Source organism: Streptomyces turgidiscabies Car8 (assembly GCF_000331005.1).
In the GTDB taxonomy this organism is placed as follows: Bacteria; Actinomycetota; Actinomycetes; order Streptomycetales; family Streptomycetaceae; genus Streptomyces; species Streptomyces turgidiscabies.
Map to the genome: position 1 here is coordinate 1 of NZ_AEJB01000110.1, position 7,898 is coordinate 7,898.

The following is a 7,898-nucleotide window of genomic DNA, read 5'->3' on the forward strand; positions in this document are numbered from 1 at the left end:
GCGGTCGCCGGTCGCCTGGCTCACCGTCGAAGCGGGGGACCGGCGTCCCGGGGTGTTCTGGGCGTACGTCCTGCAGACCCTGAGTGCCTGCGGTGCACTGGCGTCCGACGCGGTCGGGACCCCCTCGGACGCTTCCACGGTGGACCGCAAGCTGCTCGCAGCGCTCGCCGCCGAGCTGAACGATCACGGCCGGCCCGTGGTCCTCGTGCTCGACGAGTACGAGCGGGTGAACGCGCCGGAGATCGCGGAGCAACTGGCGTTCGTCCTGCACCACGCCGGGCGGGGCCTGCGCCTCGTCCTCGTCACCCGCACCGAACCACTGCTTCCGTTGCACCGTTACCGCCAGACCCCCCTCCGGCCCTGAACGGGCCTTGTCCTCAAACGCCGGACGGGCTGGAAATGCGGGCCGGCGATGGAAGGGTGCCGGACCGGGCTGGAGATGCGGCCGGTGCTGGAGGGGTGCCGGGCGGGCTGGAGGGGCGGTCGGACGGGTGAAAGGGGTGGCGGGCGGGCTGGAGGGGGCGGGTGGCGTTGAAGAGGTGTTGCTGGGGTGGTGGGGGCGGGTCCTCAGGTGCCGGGCGGGGTGGCGTTGTCCACCTCCGCCGTCTGGATCAGGGTGGGCTTGCGGCGTACCACGTACTGGGCTCGGCCCGGGGGTAGGTTGCGGGGCTTGATGTTGCCGAAGACGTAGCCCTCGCTCGGGGGGCAGGACAGCAGGACGCCGGGGGTGTTGACCTCGTCCAGGCGGCGCAGGAGCTGGTCGTTCAGGCCGCGGCCCGCGCCCGTCGCCGAGCGGACCGCGATGACGTGCAGGCCCAGTTCGTGGCCGAGGGCCAGGTGGTCGAAGAGCGGGGCGAACGGGTGGTCGAAGTTGTTGCTGCCCACGACCATGTCGTAGTCGTCCACCAGGACGAACAGCCGGGGGCCGTTCCACCAGTCCGCCAGCCGCATCCTCGCCGGGGTGATGTCCGGGCCGGGGAGGCGGGTCTTGAGGGCGCGGGCGGAGCCGCCCACCAGTTCCTTGAGGGCGTCCACGGAGACCGCGTGGCCAAGCTGGTACTCGGCGGGGACGGCGTCGACCAGATCGCGGCGGTAGTCGACGACCAGGACGCGGGCCTCGGCGGCGGTGTAGCGGGACGTGATGGCGTTGGCGGCCAGGCGCAGCAGGTTGGTCTTGCCGCTCTCGGCGTCGCCGATGGCGACCAGGTGCGGGGTGCGGCTGAAGTCGTGCCAGACCGGGGAAAGCGTCTCCTCGTCCAATCCGAGGGGCAGGCGGAGGCCGTCGCCCAGTTCGGCCGGCGGGAGCGCGGAGGCCGGCAGGCGGTGCGGGAGCATACGTACGGGCGGGGCGGGCGGACCGCTCCACTCCGCGGCGATCTTCTCCACCAGGGCGGTGACGCCGTCCGCGAGGTCCTCGGCGCCGTTCTGGCCGTCGATGCGCGGCAGCGCCGTCAGGAAGTGGAGTTTGTCGCCCACGGTCAGGCCTCGGCCCGGAGTGCGGGGCACGGTGGCGGCCTTACGGACGTCCACCACGGAGTCCATGGTGTCGCCGAGCCTCAGTTCGAGGCGGGTGGCGCTCTGGTCGCGGATCTGCGCGGACAGTTCCACCCAGCGGGTGGTGGTGACGATGAGGTGGATGCCGTAGTTCAGGCCACCGGTGGCGAGTTGGTTGAAGGTGGGCAGCAGGCTGTCGAAGTTCTGCTTGACCTGGGCCCAGCCGTCGACGACGAGGAAGACGTCGCCGTGCGTCTCGTCGGCGAACTCCCCCGCCGCCCGGCGCCGCCGGTAGGTGGCCATGGAGTCGATGCCGTTGTCGAGGAAGAACTGCTCGCGCTGGTTGAGCACTGCCGTGACCTCGGCCACCGTACGGCTGATGCGTTCGCTGTCGAGCCGGGCCGCGACCCCGCCGACGTGCGGCAGGCCGGCCAGGGAGGAGAGGGTGCCGCCGCCGAAGTCGAGGCAGTAGAACTGGACTTCGGCCGGGGTGTGGGTGAGCGCGAGTGACGTGATCAGGGTGCGCAGGACAGTGGATTTGCCGCTCTGTGAGCCCCCCGCGATGGCGACATGGCCGCCGCCCGCCGAGAGGTCCACCACGAGGGGGTCGCGGCGCTGGTCGAAGGGCTTGTCGACGAGGCCGACCGGTACCCGCAGGCGCCCTGTGCCGGGCCAGCCGGCTGCGGACAGGCCCCGGTCGGGGGTGGGGGCCAGGCCCGGGAGCAGCGTGTCCAGGGTGGGGGGTGCGCCGAGCGGGGGCAGCCAGACCTGGTGGGCGGTGGGGCCGTGGCCGCGCAGCCGGTCCAGGGCCACGGACAGCAGGCTGTCGGTGGACTCGGTCTCCTCCTCGCGCTCCGGTTCGGGTACGGCGGCGGGGGTGCGTGGCACCACCCAGCCCGCCGACCAGGGCACCACCTGGCTGGCCACCCGCGCCTGTACGACGGCGCCCCGCCGGTGCCGGTACGGGCCGGAGACGTAGGCCGCCCGGAAGCGGGTCAGTGCGTCCACGCCGCTCTTGAGGAAGCCCGCGCCGGGCTGCGAGGGCAGCTGGTAGGCGTCGGGGACTCCGAGGACACCCCGGCTCTCCATCGCGGAGAAGGTCCGCAGGCCCACCCGGTAGGAGAGGTGGCTCTCCAGCTGGTGCATGCGACCCTCGTCCAGTCGCTGGGAGGCGAGGAGCAGGTGGACGCCGAGGGACCGGCCCAGACGGCCGATCATCACGAACAGGTCCATGAACTCGCGGTGTGCGGCGAGGAGTTCGCTGAACTCGTCGACGACGATGAACAGGCTGGGGAGGGGCGCCAGCGGGGTGCCGGCCGCGCGTGCCTTCTCGTACTCCAGGGCTGAGCTGTAGTTTCCGGCCGACCGCAACAGTTCCTGGCGGCGGATGAGTTCGCCGTGCAGGGCGTCCTGCATCCGGTCCACCAGGGCGACTTCGTCGGCCAGGTTGGTGATCACGGCTGATGTGTGCGGGAGTTCGTCCAGGCCGAGGAAGGTGGCGCCGCCCTTGAAGTCGACCAGGATGAAGTTCAGGGTCTCGGAGGAGTTGGTGAGCGCCAGCCCCAGCACGAGGGTGCGCAGGAGTTCGCTCTTGCCGGAGCCGGTGGCGCCGATCAGCATGCCGTGCGGGCCCATACCTCCCTGCGCGGACTCCTTGATGTCGAGTTCGACGGGACCGCCGTCGGCACCGATCGCGACCGGCACACGCAGCCGGGCCGCGCCGGTGTGTTTGCGCCACAGGGTCGTCGGGTCGTGCCGGTACAGGTCGGGGATGCCGAGCAGGGTGGTCAACTGGACGTCGGCGGCGAGCGGTTCGGCGGAGTCGGCGGTCAGGCCCATCCGGTAGGGGGCGATCAGCCGGGCCAGTGACTCGGCGGCGGCCGGGCCGACCCGGTCGGGGCGGCCGAGCAGTGTCGTCTGTTCCTTGCGGGTGCGGTCGGTGCGGACGAGCCGGACGGCTGCCGGGGTCACGTCCAGGCGCAGGGTGGAACGGCCGGGGCGCCAGGTGAGGGAACCGGACAGGTCGAGGACGATGGTGTTGCGGAAGCCGGGGCCGTCGAGACGGTGACCGGCGGGCACGGTGACGCCGTCGACGACGATCACCGTGAACGGCTCGTCGCGGCCGGGCACCGCTTCGGGATCGAAGACCGGGCGCTCGGTGAACTCGGCGCCGAGCAGGTCCTCCAGGTCGTTGAAGGCGGTGGCGACCATCCGGGCGGGGCCCGCGCCGTCCTGCTCCTGCGGGTGCAGGTTGTGCGGGAGCCACTTCACCCACTCCCACTCCGCGCGCCGCTCGTCGGACACGCACAGCGCCACCCACAGCTCCTCCGGCGGGTGGAACAGGGCGAGTTGGCAGAGAGCGGCCCGCACCATGGCGCGTACGGCGGCGTCGTCGCCACGGGTCAGGACCCGGGACCAGGAGCGCAGGTAGAGGGCGATGGGCTGCTCGGGCACCGTGCTGTAGGCGCGGACGAAGCGGCGCAGGGCGTGGGCGCTGAGCGGTTCCAGGTCCTCGACGGGCTTGGTGGAGAGGGGGTTGAGACGCATGGCGAACTGCTGGTCGCCGACGGCTATCCGCACCTCGCCGAAGTCCTCGTCCTTGACCCGCCGTTCCCAGAGGCGGGTGGTCCGCACCATGGTGCGCAGCACCTTGGGGTCGGGGTGCCGCCAGGCCAGCGCCAACTGCTGCTCCACGACGGCCCGGTGGACCTTGCGGCGGGTCTGGGTGAGGTAGCGCAGATAGTCGCGGCGCTCACCGCGCAGCCGTTCCTTGCGTTCGCCCGCCTTGCGCATCACCTGGCCGACCATCATGGCCGCGGACGCCAGCACCATCATGCCGAGCGCGATGTACATGAACGCGCCGTTGCCGCCGCCGGGCCTGATGAACATCAGCATCATCGACACCGACATCATGGCCATCGGCAGATACGTCCAGATCGCCGAGCTGTCCGCGACGACCTCGGGGAGCGTCGGTGGTTCCTGGAGAGTCAGCTCGCCCTCGGGCATGTCCGGACCCCGGCGGCGGGCCGGCCTGCGGAACAGAACCACGCTCAACGGACATGCTCCTTCGAAGGGTTGAACAAGTCGGACAAGAGGTTGGATCAGGGGTTGGACCAGGGGCTGAAATGCCACCCCCGTCATGACCCGGCCAACTGGGCTGTGCCGGTGGGAATTTGTGACACGCCACTGAAACGGGACCCATAATTCCGTTCGATCGGCGGTCAGTAGTCTGCATGTCATCAACTCGTACGTCCAAGCGGACGCGAGCGAGTCCCCCACCCGAACTTTCTGGAGACGTGAGCCCCACGATGACCGACAGCTCCGTGGCGGGCCTGTGCCGCCTCACGGTACGGGCCCCGGCCAGGACCATCGATCTGGCGGTGCCCGCCGACGTACCCGTGGCCGATCTGCTGCCCACCGTGCTGCGGTACGCCGGGGAGGACATCGAGGAGAACGGGCTGGAGCACGACGGCTGGGTCCTGCAACGCCTGGGCGGCGCCCCGCTCGACGAGGAGGGCACCCTGGAGGCGCTCGACCTCAAGGACGGCGAGGTGGTGTATCTCCGCCCGCACACCGAGTCGTTGCCCGAGGTCCGGCTCGACGACCTGGTGGACGGTATCGCCAACGTCACCCGGGACCGGCTGCACGGCTGGAACCCGGCCGCCGGCCGCCGGCTGCTGCTCGGCATGACCGTGGCCGCCCTGGCACTCGGCCTGCTGGTGCTGGCCTGGCCCGGCGGCCCGGCCGGGGTCCGGATCGGCACGGCCGGTGTGGCCGGGCTGCTGCTGCTCGCGGGGGCCGCCTCGGCCAGCCGGGCGGTCGGCGACGCGGCGGCGGGCGCGACCCTGGGATTCATGGCGGCGCCCTATCTGGCGCTGGCGGGCTGGCTGGTGCCGGGCGGCGAGATCGCCGGTCCGGACGCCCACCAGGTGCTGGGCGCCCGGCTGTTGGCGGCCGCGGCGGCCGGGGCGGGGGGCGCGGTGCTGGCGCTGGCCCTGGCAGCCGTACGTACGCCCCTGTTCGTGGCGTCCGCGCTGGTGGCCGTGGCCGGGGCGCTGGCAGGGGGCCTGATGAGCGTCCTCGACCTCTCCGTGGACGGCGCGGCTGCGACGGTGGCCGTGCTGGCGGTGCTGCTGGGCGGCTTCGTACCCTCCCTGTCGTTCAAGCTGGCCGGGATGCGGATGCCGGCGCTGCCGACGAACGCGCAGCAGCTCCAGGAGGGCATCGAGCCCTACAACGGACGGGATGTCGCCACCCGTACGGAACTCGCGAGCGGCTGGATGACCGGCCTGTACGCGGCGACCGGCGTCCTGTGCGCGGGCGCGCTCGTGCCGCTGACCAGGAACCCCGGCCTGCCGGAGACCCTGACCGCGGTGGCGCTGGCGCTGCTCCTGCTGCTGCACGGCCGGGGCATGGTCAACGTGTGGCAGCGGCTCGCCCTGGTGCTGCCGGGCTCGCTCGGTGTGGCCCTCCTGGTGCTCGCGCTGGCCGTGGACACGGAGCCTGCGGACCGACCGTTGCTGGTGGTGGGCCTGCTCGCGCTGGCCACCGTCCTGGCCGTCGCCTCGTGGACGGTACCGGGGCGGCGCATGCTGCCGTACTGGGGCCGGGCGGCCGAACTGGTGCACTCCCTGCTGGCGATGGCCCTGCTCCCGCTGACCCTGTGGGTGCTGGGCGTGTTCGCCGCGTTGCGCGCGATCACCGGCTGACAGCCGGTGCGGGTGCCCCCGGCGGTCCGACCGGCACGGGCTGTGCGGGCGGCACGGGTCGTGCAACTGGCTTACCGGCGCTGGGCGGAGAGGTCGTACCACTTGTCTGGCGGCCCTGGCAGAGCAGGCGACAGGCTTGGCGCGGCGGGACAGGCGCCTGGTTGGGCCGCAAGCGGCCAGGGGCGACCGGCGTACCCGAACCAGCGGGGGTCCACCCGGACCCCGCCCCACCCCGCCAGGACGGCCCGTACAGCTCCACCGCCCGATTCCACCCCGCCACCCCGGCCTATCGGAAGGACCCGCGGTCCATGCAGTCCAAGCGCGACCAGGTGCAGGCGCACACCTTCATCATGAGCCGGCTCACCTCGGGCATGCTGCTCGCCGATCCGGACGCCCCGGAGAGCCCGCTCGGGCGTACCACCCGGGGTGCGGTGGCCGGGCTGCTGATCACGGTGCTGATCGCCGCCGGGGCGGTGGTGTTCGGTCTGGTGTCGCCCGGCGGCAACGACTCCTGGCGCAGCGGCGAGAGCCTGATCGTCAACCGGGAGACGGGGGCCCGCTATCTCTACCTCGGCGGACGGCTTCGGCCGGTGCGCAACTACTCCTCCGCGCTGCTGATCGGCGGCGCGAAGCTGAAGACCACCGACGTGTCCACGGCGTCGCTCCGCGGCACGCCCGTGGGCGCCGCGGTCGGTATCGCCGGGGCGCCGGACTCGGTGCCCGGCACCGGTGACCTGGAGTCCGGCGCCTGGCAGGTCTGCTCGGCGCTGGGCAGCACGGCCGCGGCGGACGGTACGGTCACCACGCGCCCCGTGACCGCCCTGGTCGCCGGGGGCGCGGTAGCGGGCGACCCGGTCGACGCCGGGGCGGCGGTGCTGGTGAGCGGCCCGGACAAGAAGACGTATTTGGTGTGGCAGGGCAGCCGGTTGCCGCTGGACACCGAGTCGGGCGCGCTGCTCTCGCTGGGGTACAGCTCGGTGACCCCGCGTCCCGTCTCCGCCGCCTTCCTGGACGCCCTGGTGCCGGGCGCCGCGCTGGCCCCGCCGCAGGTGCCGGGGCTGGGGTCGGCGGGGCCGTCGCTGGGCGGTACGGCGACCAAGGTGGGCCAGGTGTTCCAGGTCACGGTGCCGGGCGCCGACTCGGGCGCCGGGGCCGGCACCGAAGCGGGCGGCCAGTACTACCTGTTGCGCGGTGAGGGTCTGGTCCCGGTCACCGCGACCGGTGCCGCGTTGCTGCTGGGCGATCCGGACATCCGCGCCAAGGCGTACGCCGGTGCCTCGCCCGCCGCTCTGCCGGTCGGCGCGGACGTGCTCAAGGACCACCAGGCGCCGGGCAGTACCGGCGTCGACCCCTCGGCCTCCGGTCTTCCCGACGCCCCGCCTCGCGCGCTGCGCGTGCCGGCCGGCTGGACGGCGTGCGCGCAGGTGACGCCCGGCTCGGACGGCGTCCGGGTCGGTTCCCTGCTGGTGCGGGAGAGCGAGCTCGCCCCGGTCACCCAGGCGAGCGGCGATCCGGTGGCGGCGGCCTGTCTGCCGGTGGACGCGGTCGTGGTGCGGCCCGGCCACGGTGTGCTGGTGCGGGCGCTGAGCGCGGGCGGCGGCGCGGTCGGCGCGGCGACGTACTTCGTGGGCGACGACGGCGTGAAGTACCGGGTGGCCTCGAAGGCGGCTCTCGCCGCGCTGGGTTACGCGGAGT

Annotated in this window: 3 protein-coding genes and 1 pseudogene; 3 read left to right on the forward strand and 1 reads right to left on the reverse strand. The window is 72.9% G+C overall.

The annotated features are described in order from the left end of the window. Positions 1-343 (forward strand): annotated as a pseudogene (locus STRTUCAR8_RS06480) (helix-turn-helix transcriptional regulator); the annotation flags it as partial. 224 nt (positions 344-567) lie between these two features. Here STRTUCAR8_RS06480 and STRTUCAR8_RS06485 read toward each other — a convergent pair. Further along, a complete protein-coding gene (locus tag STRTUCAR8_RS06485; protein WP_044471737.1) occupies positions 568-4,500 on the reverse strand; it encodes a type VII secretion protein EccC in 3,933 nt (1,310 codons plus the stop codon). 302 nt (positions 4,501-4,802) lie between these two features. On the opposite strand from STRTUCAR8_RS06485, the gene eccD reads away from it, so the two are divergent. Together eccD and eccB are read left to right on the forward strand one after the other, a co-directional pair. Continuing rightward, on the forward strand, positions 4,803-6,203 hold the full coding sequence (gene eccD, locus STRTUCAR8_RS06490; protein WP_006374696.1) for a type VII secretion integral membrane protein EccD: 1,401 nt from the start codon (positions 4,803-4,805) through the stop codon (positions 6,201-6,203). Positions 6,204-6,511: 308 nt separating this feature from the next. Continuing rightward, the coding region (eccB, locus tag STRTUCAR8_RS06495) for a type VII secretion protein EccB (protein WP_006374700.1) at positions 6,512-7,898 on the forward strand (1,387 nt) is incomplete at its 3' end.

Bases quoted from the DNA above. Each gene is read 5' to 3' on its own strand.
- eccD (WP_006374696.1), top strand. From the start codon at position 4,803: ATGACCGACAGCTCCGTGGCGGGCCTGTGCCGCCTCACGGTACGGGCC.
- STRTUCAR8_RS06485 (WP_044471737.1), bottom strand. From the start codon at position 4,500: ATGCCCGAGGGCGAGCTGACTCTCCAGGAACCACCGACGCTCCCCGAG.